The following is a 15,159-nucleotide window of genomic DNA, read 5'->3' as shown; positions in this document are numbered from 1 at the left end:
AAAACAGTGCCGCGGGCGGGATTTGAACGCGCGACAGCCCGGTCTTCAGCCGAGTGCTCTCCCAGGCTGAGCTACCACGGCACTTAGAAAAAAAGGATTGTGTTGAGGAATTAAAGTTTGTCATTTTATGGCATATGATTACTTTTTTCTAAAGTTGGGATCGCGATCTTTGAAATCTATGGAATACAATGACTTACAGTACAAGATATCTCTAACCAGAGAAGTTTTTCTTTCTGATTGTCATCTAACTGATTATACAAATACAGTACATCACAGCTTTCAATATCATTACCCCAAAGAATTGATTGATAGATTCCTTTTGCCTGAGTATCCAAATTATCTGATGATATTGTATCCATTCTATCAAATATTATCTCAAGTTCTGAGGGTGTATTGCACATCATTCTATATTTTTCAGGTACATTGTTGTATGCTGCTTGTCTAGCTTCATCATCAGCATATTTGAGCAATGGAGGCAAAGCAATGGATATGCCAACTATTACAAAAAGTAGAATTAAAACAATCGCAATAACCATAAACCAATTAATCATATAGATTCACCAATAGAGAATTCATGTATCTTTAAGGTCAGTCTGTTAAATTTTCCAAGGAACATCCGGTATATTTTTTCGTTTATTGATCAAACGTCCCATAACAAAAAACAAGTCAGATAGTCGATTCAGATATTTAATACAATTTGAATTGATTTCATCTTTTTCACTTAATAGTACAGTTTGAGATTCTGCTCTTCTAACGACAGTTCGAACATAATGCAGTTGAGCAGCAGATTCATCACCTCCCGGTAAAATAAAGTTAGTTAAGGGGGGCAATTCAGTTTCAAATTTATCAATATGAGTCTCTAAATTTTCAATCATTTCTAATGACACCCTATTTTTAGTATCATTAAGATTGGGATTTGAGAGGTCTGCACCTACTAGAAACAAATCATTTTGAATTTGCGTTAATAGTGATTTAACATCTTCATCCAAAGAATGTGTTAAAACAATTCCAAGTGTAGCATTTGCCTCATCTACAGTTCCATACGAGATGATTCGAGGGTGGGATTTGTCAATCCTATAATTTCCTTGTAATCCTGTACTGCCATCATCACCAGTTTTTGTATATATTTTCAATAATCTACTACTTTTGAAATAAGTAATATGTGATTCGTAATGGCATAATATTGTGAAGGAATTTTTCAATGCAGCTGCAAATTTAAAAAAAATTCAAAGGCAGGGATGGATAGATAAACTATCCATAGAAAATCCTGAATCAGTTGCTGATCATTCGTATTCTATGGCCATGATGGGTATGATTATTTCAGATACTGAAAATTACAATAGTGAAAAAATTCTCAAAATGATATTACTTCATGATTTGGCAGAATCAGAAATTGGAGATTTTATCCCTGGAGAAATTCCCATAGAAGAGAAAAATAAACTGGAAAATAATGCATTTTCTAAAATCATCAAGACATTACCAGATAACGTAAAAACAGAGTATGAGACACTATGGAATGATTATCAGAAAAAGGAATCATCAGAAGCAAAAATTGTTCATCAACTTGACAGATTAGAGATGGCCTTTCAAGCCAAAATATATCAAAATGAAGGCCATTCTAAAGAAAAACTGAGTACTTTTTTTGAATCAGCAAAAAAGGAAATTATCCATCCAAAATTAAAAGAATTATTTAGAAACATCATAGATGAAAAATAGACATGGATGAGAATGAAAAAGACCAATTAATTGAGGCTCAAAAACAAGTAATTGGAATCTTGTTTGAGGTTATCAAAAGATTACAAGAAAATAATGACTTGGATGAAGAGTATTTTCAAATTTTATCAAATGGTGCAAAAAATGAAAACCGCATCACTGAGATTCAAAAGGAAAGAACAGAAAATGCAAAGATTGTTGGTAGATTACTAGAACAATTAGAAATTTAATTTCCACAACCGCAATCATCATCAGAGATTATTCTCAGATGTGCAGTTTGCATGTATTTGTCTTGAACATAATTTGCTAAATTAACAATTCGTACTCTAGGTTCTTTTGTTGTCCAATGACCCTCATTTTCAAACCAAAACTCTATCTCATTTAGGTCATATCGCTCATTTTGTTCTACTAAACTTTTGAAGATTAATTTAATTTCGTCAATTTCAGTTTCTGAAAGTTTTGATTTATCCTCAACCATGGTAGTAATTTCATTTAGTTTTATTATGACAGAATTAGTCAAAGGCATATTTTTGCTAACTATAATATTCTATAACAATCTTTAGAGCAAAAATTGTTATAGCAATTGTATTTCATGTGAAATATGCAATATTTTCAGGCTCTAAAATTAGGACAAAAAAGAGTTGCAGAAGCAAGAGAATATCTTAACACCCTAACTAATGGAAAGGCAATGCCGGCATTAGCCCTTGCAAGTAATTCATCTAGTAATTGGGCGCCAGTAGGAGAGGAAAACTTGTATGCTTTTGTGGATGAATCAGCAGGCTTTGTATTGACAGATAATAGTGGATATATTCTGGCACTAGTTGACAAAACAGGCTCCTCAAAAACCATTGTACAAGGAGTCACTAAACAACAAAAAGAGATATTAGAAAAATCCTTTGAAAAGGACAATATTCCAAAATTCGAAGGTAAAGTAATCTTACCTGTTTAGTATCAAGAAAAAAACGTAAGCTTTAGTTATGATATAATATTGATAAATAAAATGAGCAAATTTTCTCAAGAAATTGAGGTAGGAGGACATCTAATTGACTCTTCAATTTTGACTAAGATCTTTGATAAAATCATGGATTTGCATGGAGAATTCGAAGTTGATGAAATTAATATTGGTAAAAAGAAAGGAGACGAATCTTTTGCCAGATTATTAATTACAGGTAAAAATCAAAAGCATCTTGATGAGATTTTAGAAACAGTTTATCGATTAGGAGCAGTATCAAAAATTCAACAACAAATTACACTAAAAAAAGCACCAAAAAATTATGTAATGCCAGATAATTTTTACAGCACAACTAACAATCACACCAATGTATTTCATAAAGGAAAATGGATTCCAGTAGAAAATATGATGATGGACAAATGTATAGTTGTTAAAGGAAATAGAGCATTTTGTGTTCCAGTAAGGGATGTGAAAAAAAATGATCAAATTATTGTAGGAGAAAAAGGTATCAAAATCACACCCCCTGAACGTCCAAGAGAAGGAGTTAATGTCTTTGAATTCATGGGAAGTTCAAGCTCTAGTGAGAGACCAACTCAACACATTGCTAAAAAAGTTGCAGATGATATTTACAATACTAAAAAGAATGGCGGGAAAATTGTCATTGTCGGAGGGCCTGCAATTGTACATACGGGGGCGGATGATTCAGTATCAGAGTTAATTAGATCAGGATATATCGACGGGGTTTTAGCAGGAAATGCATTAGCAGTTCATGATATAGAGTATGCTACGCTAGGTACTTCACTTGGAATGAATGTTCATGATGCAACACTAGCATATCATGGTCATAGAAACCACATGGATACAATCAATGCAGTATTCAAAGCAGGTTCAATTGCCAATATGGTAAAATCAAAGAAACTAACTAAAGGAATAATGTATGAATGTGTAAAGAACAAAGTTCCATTTGTTTTGGCAGGTTCAATCAGAGATGACGGACCATTACCAGATGTAATTACAGATGTTGCTCAAGCCCAAAGAGAGTACAAAAAAGTACTAAAAGATGCCAGCATGGTGATTATGATTTCTACAATGCTTCATTCTATAGCTACTGGGAACATGTTACCTGCCAATGTCAAAGTTATCGTAGTAGACATTAGTCAACCAACGGTCACCAAACTCATGGATAGAGGCACATGGCAAGCATTAGGAATTGTATCTGATGTTGGTGCATTTTTACCAATGGTTGCACAACAAATTAGAAGAAAGAAATAATCACGGCATCAATCTAGGATGGAGCAACTGTAACCCATCTGAATTTAGATCAATTGGGTGAATTTGTTCACTGTGTTTTATTCCACGCATTTTAGTAACTTGAATAGTTCTCTCCATAGTATCTTCTATTCTAGTATGGCGAAGTTGAATAATGCCTGAAGTGACAAACCACTCTAATGGAATTTTATCATTTTCAGAATACTCTGACAGAACAATACTTGTTACTCCAAAATTTTCTAGAGCCTGAACCATTCCTTGCAATCCCTGTCTCATGTAAAACTTGTCCGAATACTGCATAGCCAATATCGTAACTGAATCAATTACAACACGTTTTGCTTCAATGCGTTTAATGCTACTAAGTAATAATTTAGTCAAATGCTCAAAAGGTAATTGTTCTCCTCGGTATAATGAATCATCTTTCCCAATCAATTCATCTTGAATTTTAAATGGTCTAGCATCAATCATCAAAATTTTATCTTGTGAGATTAAATCATCAAAATCCCAACCATATGATTTACAATCATTTTTTACTTCTTCAATATTTTGAGACATTGTAACATAGATACCAGGTTCATCAAAGTCTTTAGCACCAGAATGAAGATATTGTAATCCCAAAGTAGTCTTCCCACTTCCAGGAGGACCTGAAACAGTCACAGATCTTCCAGGTTTTAGTCCTCCAGAAATTACAGAGTCTAATCCAGGTATTCCCGTTTTCACTTTAGAATATGTAGAATCCATTTCTATAGAAAAACTAGGGTAAATTTTGTATATAAAGACGGAGACGAGTTTGATTCTAACAAATATTCTTGTATGAAATTATTACAAATGAATATTCTTGGAACTAGTCCATAGAGATTCAAATAGTAATTTCATTGAATACACCATGGATTTTGAATTTGTCCACATAGCGAATAATTCTTCAGTAGAATTTGCATTCTTTGTAAAGAACAACATTTCACCATTATCTTTGAGAATAAAGCACAGATGATTTTCAATGTCTTTGCTTAACTTTTTGATATTCTTTCTTTCCAAATCATCAAAGATGTATGATGTTTTATCAGAACATGCACTTAGTAATCTGAATTGTTGTTTAGATTTTACAAATGATTCTAAGAAATCACCGTGATATAGTTTGAGATAATCTTTTTCTGAACCAAGAATTAAAAATTCATCATTGTAACTATCAGTCATTTCAGTGATTTTTGAATGAATTTGGTTTGAGCCTTGAAGCATTTGGAATTTTTCTTCAACCTCTTCATGCATTGAATCAAAAGCAGGAATGTTTTCCCATAATTCAGATAATCCTTTTTCCATTTGTTCTAATGATTTTACTCGTTCTTTTTCTGAATTGACTAAAATCCAAATTGCCTTATCTAATGGTAATGCTGTAAATTGGATTGGATGTTGGAATGTTGCAGATACAACGCCTTTATTTTGTAATGCAGATAACAAATGATATGTTTCAGTTCTAGGGAGTTTGAGTGCTTTGCATACTTCAGGAGCAGTTTTTGAACCATACTTTCCAAGATAAATGAATACCTTACTCTGGTTTGATGTTAATCCATATTGTAATAATTCTGATTGTACTTTTTCAACAGAAAGCTTGTACTCGTACATTTGTGAGTCGGGTGTTGAGTCAAATACTGATGATTGAGTTGTTTCTTTTGCCATGTTTTTTCAGGATCCTCCGTTAGAATGGACTAGGCTAAATTGATGTATAGCTAAATTTGTTAGATCGAGTTGATCGTTTTTGTCAATATTTTGACATTTCATAGATGAAGAATTAGGCATGATTTTATGCTATGCACCTATTTTTATCATATTTTGTACTGAAATTGCCTTTCCAGAATAGATCGATTTTAATGTAAAATTTTCTCTAACACCTGTTGATTTTAAGAAAGAGATTTCCAAGGTCCCATCGGATCCTCTAAAAGCCACACATCCCATATCTTCCTTTAGCCCTTTTTCCATTACTGTAGTTAGTGTCGATAGTGTTCTTTGAAGATTTTCAAGTTTAGATTTTAATTCATCTACGGCTTTAAAGTACAATTCCATTTCACCTTTCAAACCAATTCCATTATAAATTAGGATTTCATTTAGATTATACCATTTATCGCTAACACCTTTCTTTCCTTTCTTCTTTTTTTCAAATTTTGCTTTAGCTTTCTTATCATCAGCTTTCTTATCATCAGCTTTCTTATCATCAGCTTTCTTATCATCAGCTTTCTTATCATCAGCTTTCTTATCATCAGCTTTCTTATCATCAGCTTTCTTATCATCAGCTTTCTTATCATCAGATTTCTTACCAGGCACATCTCCATCAAATTTTGCTTTTAACGCAAGAAAATCAGGATCATCAGAAGACATTTCTTCATTGATTCTTATTTTTTCACCCAGTAAATTAGAATATTCTTGAATTTGGAATTCAGTATCTTCAATTTCTTTTTCTAAATTAACTTTGAGTGAATTAACTGAGTTAAATCGCTCTATTAGGCTTTTCAAGATTATTCATCCATAGGGACAATAGATGGCAAATTTTCTTTGAGTTGAGACAATGTACTAAGTTGTTTAGTAGCAGTTCGTAAGAAAGTAATTTTCTCAGTCAAGTATGATTTTTGTTTCTGAATCAACTCTAATAATTGAGGAGTAACATATTCTACAATTGCGGTGATAACCTCAGGAGGATAATCCGTGAATTTTTTTGTCTCTGTTTTACCATTTACTAATTTAATTACTAATTTCAAATTTGGCAACATTGTAACAGTTGCATCTTGAGGAAGGTTGAAAATTACAGGGTTGACATCGGTGGAAAATGACAAAAATTGGGTGATTACTTGTAACGCATTATGTAAATCATCAATTACGTTTGTTTTTTGATCTTCAAGTTCATAAATTTGTAAAGATTCTTCCATCAGAGTGTTTAGCTGAGTCAAAGTTTTTGCATTGACATCATTAGGATCCACTGAGACTTGTTCTGGAGCTGCTTGTTGTTCTGGAGCTGCTTGTTGTTCTGGAGCTGCGGCATTATCAGTAGATTCTGCAGATTGCAATGTCTTTCAAATGCCAAAAGATCACATTAAAAGTTGTATGTACCTTAATGTTACAGATCTAATAATAGGCTCAGATTAGGGATTACCATAAATGTGCACCAAGCCCAGATTTACTGTTTTCTTGAAAGTCTCTCCTGCCTCATCATACCCTTGTAAATACAGTGCTGCATCATAGTCACCATTTGGAACTTCACATGTAGCTGAACAAGGATTAATTGAATCATTGTCATCAGGAGGAGCTTGAATAGGCCAAAATGTAATTTCAGCATAATATTGATCTGGAATATACAGACTATCTCGTGATGCATCAATTTCTGCACTCGCATCTGAGCCATTTACATAGCGTGGAGTAGCCCCATAGGACGTTAAACCATCTAAAGATGTCAAAACTAGCCTAGTACCACCGTAAGTGAACCAGACTCCTTCAGGACCTTCATTGAATGCACGATATGTTACTGGGTCTTGAGAACCAAAGCTAAGAAAAGTAGGCCATCTAGGATCAGGTTCTGGAGTTTGTAGGAATGTTGGTCCATCAGGAAAAGTCCACCCAGTTCCATCGATAAAAGTTGTATCATCAAACATTATGTTGATGGGTAGATTTTGTTCATCAAATCCATTCCAATCCAATGTTACTTTTAATCTCTCACCTATTTGTAAATTGGCAATACTAGTAGAATGTGCAGTCAGATTGGCAGAGAAGAAAACTATATCGTCATCATCAGCATCTCCATGATATTTTTGATCAGTGCCATTAGTTGTATCAACATCAATCCAGATTCCCTGATCATCAAAATTGCCCAGTACAACGTCTTTGAAAGGTAGTTCTATTTTTGTTAATGGGATTATTTCAGGTTCAACAGGAGTTCCATCAGTATCAATTACCTCTATCTTATAGTGTAACCTAGTAGCATTATTTCCATAATTTGTATAGAATAGATCCTCTACTTCAGCAGCACCCTCTGCTTCTGCAAATGGAATACTATCAAGATCACCATCTACTCCATTCCAATGTATTACAGATGCAATATCTCCATCAAAATCAGCGCCTGCGGGATAACAGTCATCATCTTCTGGATATTCATCTCCATCATTACAATATCTCAGTGTGTATCCAAATGACATAAAATCAGACTCTATGTCATCATCCTCATAGCCTGATTCAACAGCACTATCCATTAGAACACCATCAACATATAATTTGCAACTGAGCACACCATCTCTTACCAAAACTACGTGATGCCATTGATCATCATTGTATGTAATATCAGTTCCTGATTCATTTGGAGTTTGACACTCGACGTGATTCTCTAACCCCTGATGGCCGTGTCTAGATGCCATACCAAAATTAAACTCATATCCATCAGCAAGGTAAAGTCCATAATATTCTAAATGTTCTATTTCATTATCCCATTCACCCATCTCTACAATCGAAACATCATCCTCTGAACCACTTTCTACTCTCACCCAAATTGCAGTAGCATCTGGATAGTTACCAACATCGGCTGCTGAACCTCCAAACCCCCACTCATCCCAAAAGTAATCATCATCATCATCATCAAAATGATAATACCCATCCCCATCAGGTCCTCCAGTGTCAAAAAATTCAGGATGTCCGCCACCAGAGTCCATTCCTTGATTGCCAAAGGCACCCATACTGTCTGCAATTTCATTATCACCAGTATCTCCACACTCAAAACAATCCATCATAAATGCAAATGAGGGTTCAGGAAAACCGAGTGGAACAATACTAGAATAATAAGTCATAGTTACATTATATCCTCCAATTGGAACATTTGTTTCAGCAGTCATAGGGGCTGAAATAAATGACATGGTATTTCCATTAGGAGATGCTGTTTCGCCATCAGCATTTGGAGATGAACCATCCATAGTATATTCACCATTTGGCGATAATGTTGTGTCTTCATGAAAATACAAAACATCAGTCAAGTCTGAATCAGATTCAGTGAGTCCCAAAGATGTCAGTGCAGAACCAGCATCAGTTGCTAATGGAACTGTGCTAATCCCTACACTAGCTAATGCTTCATTCCCTTCATTTGCATTTGCCAAAGTTACATTAAATAATTGTAGATCCCCATCTGTCTCACCAGTAAGTTGAATTTCATAGGTAAAAATAGCAACTTCACCCGGACCTAATGATTCATAGGATTCTGGAGTAGGTTTACCACCATTAAGCATATCATAAGTAAGTCCAGAAGAGCTTACATCAAGAGTTTGTTTTGTATCGTTCATTACGGGTGTTAAATTGTACAAATAATTTCCATTGGACATATTATTTACGACAGTATAGATAAGTGTAGAAGTAAACGTACTTGGGATAACTGATGGAGTAGCAGTCAAACTCATGTACACATTTTCGTCTGCTAAAGAATTTACTGTGAAGGAATTTACTTCACCTCGAGATGATACAACTTTCATGTTATAGCCTTTGGCAGAATCCATTGTATAGTCAACCAAACTAGAAATGTCAACTGTACCTCCAGGAGCTATTTCTTCATTTAAAGTAAATTTTTGGACAACATCATTTACTCCTTGTTCATCAATCCAAAGAGTTGTTAATTCTAATGGGATTTCACCAGTATTTTTTATGACTCCACCTAGTTTAGATGCATCAGTAACATCAATAGATTCTATTGTAAAAGATTCTGCTTGTTTGTCCCTTTGTCTTGATTCTTCAACAATTAATGATTCAGAGAAATTTCCCATCACATCCAAACTATACGAAACATAAGATAGTGCTCCAATTACCACTGCGACTAAAAATACAGTACCAACTACAGCACTTAAACCTCGGTGAGAACTCATGGGGCAACCACCTGAGAAAGGAATTGGTTTCCTCGATTTGTAAATATTCTCACATCAAGTTCATCAGATGATTGCCAAGGATATGTAGTGTTTAGAGAAATAGAATCGCCCGTAACAACTCCAGCATCAGTGTATGTATATCCAAATGCAGTAGTATTTGTTCCAGTAGTATTTGTGACCTGAATAGATGTAATGTTTAATCCTAAAACTCCAATATTTGCAACTGTCACATTAAGATGGTTTTCAGTCATTTCACCTGCAGGGGTTGCAAACCAAATATTTTCAAAAATCAAATCTTCATTAATTTTATTCATTTGAGTGTTAAACACATCATCCATTTCTTGTTGTTGTGTAGCAATATTGGTCTGAGACCACCCCAACATCATCACACCCATAATACTAACTGAAGATAAAATTATTGCACTAGTTACAACTTGTGCAATACCTCTACGATTTCGAAAATGGGGATGTCTATTTGTTCTATATTGCAATGTCATAATCAGTCAAAATTATGGTATTATTACTAGTATGTAAGAAAATGAACTTACACACCAGGCTGGGCAATGTCTGGATTCTCTATAGAATCAGTAGGAGATTCAGTTACTTCAGAAGATGCTTCAGAATTAGATTCCAAAAGTTCTTCAGGTAAATTATCAGCAGATTGTGTTTCAGATGATTCTGTTTCTAAAACATCATCAGTTTCAACAGGTGAATCACCCATCTCGCCAATTGTATGTGGAGGAGATGAGACATTCAAATTTTTTGAAAGTACAAAGAATGTAGGAAAAAGTTCATGATATATCATAGTGAGAATTTTTGGAACGTTATTTTCGTCTTTTTCTAAAATTTCATTTCGTTCAACAGAATCTCCTGTAATTCTAGCAATACCTTCAATTGCTAAACGCACATTTTTTGGATTAGATAACGCAGTAAATCCATATTTGAAAACAGATTGGTCCTCACTGTTATCAACTTCTTCAATATTGGCCTCTACATCATATTTGTCCAATTTTGTAATTTTAGGATCATTTTTACTCATAGCTATAGAAGTTAACTCAACTTGTGCATTCATCTTAAAGAAAATAGTAGTAAATCTATCTATTAGAAGGTGTATGTAACATCTACACACACATAACAGCATTAACTATATCTGAATGTAAAATTAGCACCGTTGGAAACCAATAAACAACTTATTTCATCAACAAATCGCTCAAGAATTAATTCAGATAAAGTAAACCTTTCAGTTTCAATCTCAAAAATCAAAAAAAATACCCATGAATTATCAAAAATGTATGATTTTAAAAAATACATGGATTCATCTGACATGAATTTCCCTGAAGAAATGGATGAGATGATTCCAAAAGACACACCACCCTATTTGGACAATGGTGAGCATTATGTTGAAAGAATTGGGAGGGCTCTAAAATTTTTCAAACAATGTGCATTAATTGGTCCCAGTGGAACTGGAAAAACTCACATCGTGTACCTTGTAGCAGAACTAGCAGGGTTGCCAATGTGGGAAATTAACTGTGGTTTGGCAACATCTGTTTTTGATTTGTTTGGACGTTATGTTGGATTGGGAAAAGAAAATTGGATTGATGGTTTGATTACAGGATGGTGTAGAAAAGGAGGAATTCTATATCTGGACGAAGCAAACATGATGAAGCAAGATGTTGCTACAAAACTCAACCCATTGCTGGATCAAAGAGGTCATATGGTATTAACTGAAAAAGATAGTGAGATTATTCATAGACATAAACACGCTTACATGATAATTAGTATGAACCCTGTTTCATCAGAATTCGCAGGTACTAAACCAATCAATGCAGCAATGAGGAGAAGAATGAGTGTATGGTTAAACTTTGACTACATGAGTGTTGGGGACAATATTGATGAAAAAGAAATCAGCATGGTTTCAAAGAAAGGAGGCATCCCAATGGTTGATGCAGAAAGTATTGTAAAAGTAGGGGCCAAACTAAGACAAGAATACAAGATGGGGGATTTACCTTATGGTCCATCTGTAGGGGATTTGGTTAACTGGGCAAAGATTTGTTCTGATGGTATGTCCATAATGGATGGTGGAAATGAAACACTAATTCCAATGACCAGTGATGATCCAGAAGTGCAAGATGAAGTAAGGCACATCGTAAAAAAAGTTCTTGAAAGTCAAGCTGCTGCTAAAAAAAAAGGTGTAAACTAGATGAAAGAAACAGTGCAACAGATTGCACATGAATTATTCTTTGAGATTTGTGGAAAAAAACCAATTGATATAGACATGTTTTTTTTAGAACAACAGTATTTCCCAAAAATTGATTATGAACCAAGAATGACTGTATTTTTTCCAATGCCAAGGGCAATTCAAGGATTAGAAACTATACAAGGGTGTGCCTTTTCAAATTTAGAAACTTATCAATCTACAATTTTTTCATTATTTTTATCATCAGTGTGTCATGCAGCAGGTCATGCCAAAGTCACGGATTTTAAAAAATATAAAAAATGGATGGTAAATAAAAACAAAAAACGTGCATATGAAACATTTGAATTTATTGAAGATATACGAGTCAATGAATTTTTGAAAAAAGAATTCTCAGAGTATCATACAGAAATTAATAAAATTCAAGAATATTTTACAAATATTTATGAAAAAAAAAATTTAGAAAATGTCAAAAAAAATTCAAAAAAAGTATTTTCAAATAGATTTGTTTCAGACATTAAAATCAAAAGAGAGCAATTGCAAGAAAAGATTTTGAATCTAAATTCTGAAGAGGATGAAGAGTTTATTAAAATTGCAGATGAGGTTTATGAATCATCAAACATAATATCGGATTTTAGATTGCCATTTACTGATCACTATAGTCATCCAAAAAGAATTGAGAAATGGATTGAAAATATCAATTTGTCAACAGAGGGAAAGTTTCTGAGTATCGTTGAAAGATTCAATGATGTTTGGTTTGAACAACTAAAACGCCGAGCCAAAGTCAGAAAAAAATACGGTGGAATTACAGATGATTTAGAATTTGATAAAATAGATTTTGCTCCAGAGAATATTGGAGAGTACCTTAGACTGAAAAATGCAACCCACTTGTTTTTGAAGAAAATGTCATCACAAATGAAAATGACTCCAAATGTTATGGATGAAGGAATGCCTGAGGATATGGGATTATTACAAATGCAAGCTGCCATTCAAGCAGTTGCGGCTCAAAACAACAGTATTCAGATTTTTGAACAAGACGATTATAGAAGGATTGAGGAAGAATGGGCAATTGTGGTAGATACAAGCAGTAGTATGAGGCTAAAATTTGATGAAATGAAAAAATTTGCCATTTGTTTAGGAGAAGCTGCAAATGAAGTTAATTCAAAGAACGGAAAATGGGGATTTTTTACCTTTAACAATAATTTTACAATTGTAAAAGATCACTATGAGAATTTTGATGCAAATTCAAAGTCTCGAATCGGAGGAATTGAAATCAAAGGATTCTCATTTATTGCAGATGCAGTAAAGCTTTGTTCTAGAATTTTAGAAAGAGAAAACATTGAGAGAAGATACATCTTTTTGATTACAGATGGTCAAGCATTAGGAACGTATGAAGCAGATAAAAAAATGGAAGAGGCAGTAGAAGCAGCTAGGAAAAAAGGAATCAGTGTGGTGGCAATCGGAATGCCTACAGGAGTAACAAAGATTTTTTCAATGTGTATGCCTTATGAGGGATTAAGAAAAACAGTTGCAAGATTCCTGGGCGCATATACAATGCTTGCAGGAGATGATCTGTGATATTCAATAATAAAAAATGTTATAAAAAAAGCTTACAAAGCTTACAATTCCCCAATATTGGGAAGTTAGGTTCTAGTTTATAACATTACACGAAAGTAATAAGATAATAAAATGAAAACCAAACTAAGCAAAAAACGTGCAATCAGTACAGTGCTCACAACTGTCATCATCTTGGTGTCATCAGTTGTACTTGGTTCAGGTGTTGTTTTGTATGGTACCAGTCTTTTCCAAGGCGGTACGCAAACAGAAGCAATTTCCGTATCAGGTGTAAAAATGTGGGTACATGGTACTGCATCAGACGGTTTAGCTTGGGGCGCAGCAAAAATAAGAAACACAGGAGACAAAGTTTTGTCAATAGACAAAATAGATGTCAGAGGATCAGAAATACCATTTTCACAATGGTATGCAGATACTTCAGTTAATGCAACCACATTCCAACTTGCATTAAACTTCACTGGATGGTCTGGTACTGCAGGTAACCTTGTAGATGATACAACATGTACAACATCAAGTACAGTAGAAATTGGCTTGAGTTCTGAAAAAACAGATGCATCATCAATCTGTGCTAATGCCGCAACAGGACCTATTGGATTGTCACCTGGAGAATCAGGAGTAATATACTTCAAGTTAACTAATGGTACAATCACATCATTAGATTCAGGTTCAAACATAACCATCAACATATTTGCAGGCAAAGCAGGCGCACCACAAAGTGTAACCGTATCAGGTGTAACAAATACAGGATAATAGAATTCATCGCCAAATAACGGATAAAAATACAAAATTTAATGAAAACATGCCATAGGATTTGAATATTGAGCCTATCATGTGTGATAGTTTTTACTCTGTAATTCAAAAAAATTACATACGCGACTAGATATCCTATTAACCAAAAATGGAAATAATAAAATGAAAACCAAACTAAGCAAAAAACGTGCAATCAGTACAGTGCTCACAACTGTCATCATCTTGGTGTCATCAGTTGTACTTGGTTCAGGTGTTGTTTTGTATGGTACCAGTCTTTTCCAAGGCGGTACGCAATCAGAAGCAATTTCCGTATCAGGTGTAAAAATGTGGGTACATGGTACTGCATCAGACGGTTTAGCTTGGGGCGCAGCAAAAATAAGAAACACAGGAGACAAAGTTTTGTCAGTAGACAAGATCTCAGTTAGAGGATCAGATGTACCATTTTCACAATGGTATGCAGATACTTCAATTAATGCAACCACATTCCAACTTGCATTAAACTTCACTGGATGGTCTGGTACTGCAGGTAACCTTGTAGATGATACAACATGTACAACATCAAGTACAGTAGAAATTGGCTTGAGTTCTGAAAAAACAGATGCATCATCAATCTGTGCTAATGCCGCAACAGGACCTATTGGATTGTCACCTGGAGAATCAGGAGTAATATACTTCAAGTTAACTAATGGTACACTTACATCATTAGACTCTGGTGCACAAACTACAGTTAACATATTTGCAGGCAAAGCAGGCGCACCACAAAGTGTAACCGTATCAGGTGTAACAAATACAGGATAATAGAATTTTTTTATTTAATTATCCTGTAACTA

At 34.3% G+C, this 15,159-nt stretch carries 18 protein-coding genes and 1 tRNA gene; 8 read left to right on the top strand and 11 right to left on the bottom strand.

Annotated elements, in window-relative coordinates:
* Window positions 1-7 precede the first annotated feature (7 nt).
* From C5F47_RS04690 to C5F47_RS04680, 3 genes are all read right to left on the bottom strand, one after another.
* Window positions 8-81: transfer RNA gene (locus tag C5F47_RS04690), tRNA-Phe, on the bottom strand.
* Between the two features lie 95 nt (window positions 82-176).
* The gene (locus tag C5F47_RS04685) at window positions 177-551 is read right to left on the bottom strand and encodes a hypothetical protein (RefSeq protein ID WP_179361722.1); all 375 of its coding nucleotides are present in this window, start codon (window positions 549-551) and stop codon (window positions 177-179) included.
* Window positions 552-596: 45 nt separating this feature from the next.
* Window positions 597-1,133, bottom strand: coding sequence for a cob(I)yrinic acid a,c-diamide adenosyltransferase (locus tag C5F47_RS04680; RefSeq protein ID WP_179361721.1), 537 nt, complete (start codon window positions 1,131-1,133; stop codon window positions 597-599).
* Window positions 1,134-1,185: 52 nt separating this feature from the next.
* On the opposite strand from C5F47_RS04680, the gene C5F47_RS04675 reads away from it, so the two are divergent.
* Entirely contained in the window at window positions 1,186-1,716 is a 531-nt protein-coding gene (locus tag C5F47_RS04675) for an HD domain-containing protein (RefSeq protein WP_246271213.1), read from the top strand.
* A 2-nt stretch (window positions 1,717-1,718) separates the two neighbouring features.
* Entirely contained in the window at window positions 1,719-1,943 is a 225-nt protein-coding gene (locus C5F47_RS04670; protein WP_179361720.1) for a hydrolase, read from the top strand.
* Here C5F47_RS04670 and C5F47_RS04665 read toward each other — a convergent pair.
* A complete protein-coding gene (locus C5F47_RS04665; protein WP_179361719.1) occupies window positions 1,940-2,239 on the bottom strand; it encodes a hypothetical protein in 300 nt (99 codons plus the stop codon). The genes C5F47_RS04670 and C5F47_RS04665 overlap by 4 nt on opposite strands.
* Window positions 2,240-2,314: 75 nt before the next feature.
* Between C5F47_RS04665 and C5F47_RS04660 the strand changes: the two genes are divergently transcribed.
* A complete protein-coding gene (locus tag C5F47_RS04660) occupies window positions 2,315-2,662 on the top strand; it encodes a hypothetical protein (RefSeq protein ID WP_179361718.1) in 348 nt (115 codons plus the stop codon).
* 51 nt (window positions 2,663-2,713) lie between these two features.
* The gene (locus tag C5F47_RS04655) at window positions 2,714-3,937 is read left to right on the top strand and encodes an ornithine cyclodeaminase, nickel-pincer nucleotide-dependent (RefSeq protein WP_179361717.1); all 1,224 of its coding nucleotides are present in this window, start codon (window positions 2,714-2,716) and stop codon (window positions 3,935-3,937) included.
* Here the strand turns inward: C5F47_RS04655 and C5F47_RS04650 are convergent, their stop codons facing one another.
* The 7 genes from C5F47_RS04650 to C5F47_RS04620 form a co-directional block, all read right to left on the bottom strand.
* Window positions 3,938-4,675: an RAD55 family ATPase gene (locus tag C5F47_RS04650; RefSeq protein ID WP_179361716.1), complete on the bottom strand. Its 738-nt coding sequence runs from the start codon at window positions 4,673-4,675 to the stop codon at window positions 3,938-3,940.
* Window positions 4,676-4,756: 81 nt separating this feature from the next.
* Complete coding sequence (locus tag C5F47_RS04645) at window positions 4,757-5,608, bottom strand: TrmB family transcriptional regulator (protein WP_179361715.1); 852 nt, start codon at window positions 5,606-5,608, stop codon at window positions 4,757-4,759.
* A 129-nt stretch (window positions 5,609-5,737) separates the two neighbouring features.
* Window positions 5,738-6,439 (bottom strand): hypothetical protein, encoded by a 702-nt coding sequence (locus tag C5F47_RS04640; protein ID WP_179361714.1) that lies wholly within the window; start codon window positions 6,437-6,439, stop codon window positions 5,738-5,740.
* A gap of 2 nt (window positions 6,440-6,441) precedes the next feature.
* A complete protein-coding gene (locus C5F47_RS04635; protein WP_246271212.1) occupies window positions 6,442-6,987 on the bottom strand; it encodes a hypothetical protein in 546 nt (181 codons plus the stop codon).
* A gap of 75 nt (window positions 6,988-7,062) precedes the next feature.
* Window positions 7,063-9,810, bottom strand: a complete 2,748-nt coding sequence (locus C5F47_RS04630) for a LamG-like jellyroll fold domain-containing protein (protein WP_179361713.1) — start codon at window positions 9,808-9,810, stop codon at window positions 7,063-7,065.
* Window positions 9,807-10,307 (bottom strand): hypothetical protein, encoded by a 501-nt coding sequence (locus C5F47_RS04625; RefSeq protein ID WP_179361712.1) that lies wholly within the window; start codon window positions 10,305-10,307, stop codon window positions 9,807-9,809. Before C5F47_RS04625 ends, C5F47_RS04630 begins: the two co-directional genes overlap by 4 nt.
* Before the next feature lie 47 nt (window positions 10,308-10,354).
* Window positions 10,355-10,882, bottom strand: coding sequence for a hypothetical protein (locus C5F47_RS04620; protein ID WP_246271211.1), 528 nt, complete (start codon window positions 10,880-10,882; stop codon window positions 10,355-10,357).
* A gap of 99 nt (window positions 10,883-10,981) precedes the next feature.
* Here C5F47_RS04620 and C5F47_RS04615 point away from each other — a divergent pair, with 99 nt between their 5' ends.
* From C5F47_RS04615 to C5F47_RS04600, 4 genes are all read left to right on the top strand, one after another.
* Window positions 10,982-12,010 (top strand): AAA family ATPase, encoded by a 1,029-nt coding sequence (locus tag C5F47_RS04615; RefSeq protein WP_179361711.1) that lies wholly within the window; start codon window positions 10,982-10,984, stop codon window positions 12,008-12,010.
* Window positions 12,011-13,582: a vWA domain-containing protein gene (locus C5F47_RS04610; RefSeq protein WP_246271210.1), complete on the top strand. Its 1,572-nt coding sequence runs from the start codon at window positions 12,011-12,013 to the stop codon at window positions 13,580-13,582. It begins immediately after the preceding gene.
* A 111-nt stretch (window positions 13,583-13,693) separates the two neighbouring features.
* The gene (locus tag C5F47_RS04605; protein ID WP_179361710.1) at window positions 13,694-14,329 is read left to right on the top strand and encodes a hypothetical protein; all 636 of its coding nucleotides are present in this window, start codon (window positions 13,694-13,696) and stop codon (window positions 14,327-14,329) included.
* A gap of 162 nt (window positions 14,330-14,491) precedes the next feature.
* On the top strand, window positions 14,492-15,127 hold the full coding sequence (locus C5F47_RS04600) for a hypothetical protein (RefSeq protein WP_179361709.1): 636 nt from the start codon (window positions 14,492-14,494) through the stop codon (window positions 15,125-15,127).
* The last annotated feature ends 32 nt before the right edge of the window (window positions 15,128-15,159 follow it).

This window comes from Nitrosopumilus cobalaminigenes (assembly GCF_013407145.1).
GTDB classification, from domain to species: Archaea; Thermoproteota; Nitrososphaeria; order Nitrososphaerales; family Nitrosopumilaceae; genus Nitrosopumilus; species Nitrosopumilus cobalaminigenes.
The sequence above is the reverse complement of the archived record's forward strand: the minus strand, read 5'-3'. Positions and strand labels throughout refer to the sequence as shown.